The organism is Stenotrophomonas sp. HMWF023, assembly GCF_003060985.1.
Lineage (GTDB): Bacteria > Pseudomonadota > Gammaproteobacteria > Xanthomonadales > Xanthomonadaceae > Stenotrophomonas > Stenotrophomonas lactitubi.
The window spans coordinates 1-1,029 of sequence record NZ_QAIJ01000036.1; the positions used below are offsets into that span (position 1 = coordinate 1).

At 68.0% G+C, this 1,029-nt stretch carries 1 protein-coding gene and 1 pseudogene; both read right to left on the reverse strand.

All coding sequences use genetic code 11. The annotated features are described in order from the left end of the window. The coding region (locus DBR20_RS01525; protein WP_146186926.1) for a hypothetical protein at window positions 1-232 on the reverse strand (232 nt) is incomplete at its 3' end. Between the two features lie 83 nt (window positions 233-315). After that, window positions 316-1,029: pseudogene (locus DBR20_RS22025) on the reverse strand (hypothetical protein); the annotation flags it as partial.

Below are 1,029 nucleotides of genomic sequence, written 5' to 3' on the forward strand. Positions count from 1 at the left end.
GCTGTTCGATGCCACGTGCCTTCAGTGCCGCAGTCAGGGCCGGTGGCACTGAATCAGGAATCGGCGCATAGCGGCCTTCGCGGCCGGGAATGGCGAAGCTGCCGGTGATGCGATCCTGGTAGCGGCGCTGCAGGCGTGCACTGAGCAGTGCGCCATCGCGCGCGGGAAGGCCATCGCGGGTAGCGAGCTGCTGCTCCGCATCTGCGGTGCGCTTGGCGAGTTCGTAGGCCATGGGAGGTGGATTTTCAGGGGATCACATGGCACCACAAATGGGTCTCACGATGTGAGACATCCGCAGCGGGCGGCGTGAACCATTCAGCGCGTTGGTGGCATGCGTGCAGCCAGTGCCGCGCTGCGCCGTGCGTGGCACCGCAGGTGCCGACGCCACCGATGGATGGCCTGCACCAGATGCCACAGCCCGGTGGCGGCGGTGAGCGGCCACCACACTCCATGCATCAGCCTGAGCGCATCACGGGTGTGCTGCCGGGAGATGCCCGCCGGCAGTTCGACGAACATTCCGCCGAACAGCAGTACGCACAGCATCAACCCCAGCCATGCCAGGCTCCACGTCGCCCCAGCGGAGGAAAACCGGACACGGTCCTCGGCCAGGGACCACTCCCGGCCCGCGCCCAGGACCATGCCATCGCATTGGCGGATATCCAGTGTGAGGTGCTGCCCACTACGGAAACGCTTGGACGCCAGCCACTCCGCAGGCAGCTGCACGCGGTGGTCGCTGCCCAGTAGCCAGCAGGGCGGATGGTGTGGGTGCAGCATGAGCTTGTTGAGCCTGCCGCTGAGCTGCAGAACCGGTTGCGGCGCACCTGGGCCACGCTGGCGTGGCCATGCCATCCACACGGCGGTGCCGGCCACGGCGCACAGCGGAAGACCCAGCAACAGCCGCCACCACAGCGCGACGTCGATCTGCAGCGCGGGCAGCGCCGCCAGCGCAAGCAGCGCGATGACAATGCCCGGCCAGCGAACGCCATCACCCCGGCGCATCGCCACTTCGGCCGCCGTCTCCAGCCGCTG